Below are 271 nucleotides of genomic sequence, written 5' to 3'. Positions count from 1 at the left end.
TCTTTTTGGAAAAGCCTGGGCAAAAATATGGATTCCAAGTCCTGTTTCCACAAATGTTGCCAGTATGTATAATGCAATTTTCACGGTTCACTCCTCCAGAAGTCTGCCACAGCATTCTTTACTCCTGTATACTTTGTAATTCCAACAGGAATACGCACACCATCCCGCATAAAAATTTCATAATCTTTTACTTTCATGATATGCCGGATATTTACCATCATCCCTTTATCTACAGACAGAAACTCTCTGGACTTCAGTTCTTCCTGAAAAT

At 38.4% G+C, this 271-nt stretch carries 1 protein-coding gene; it reads right to left on the bottom strand.

The genetic code is table 11. The features are described from left to right. Positions 1–80: 80 nt before the first annotated feature. On the bottom strand, positions 81–271 hold a 191-nt coding region (locus QVP40_RS12695; protein ID WP_288200563.1), incomplete at its 5' end, for a LytTR family transcriptional regulator DNA-binding domain-containing protein.

It is taken from the genome of Blautia sp. CAG:257 (genome assembly GCF_000433815.1).
Lineage (GTDB): Bacteria > Bacillota > Clostridia > Lachnospirales > Lachnospiraceae > Blautia_A > Blautia_A caecimuris.
This window is presented reverse-complemented; position numbering and strand designations above follow the sequence as displayed.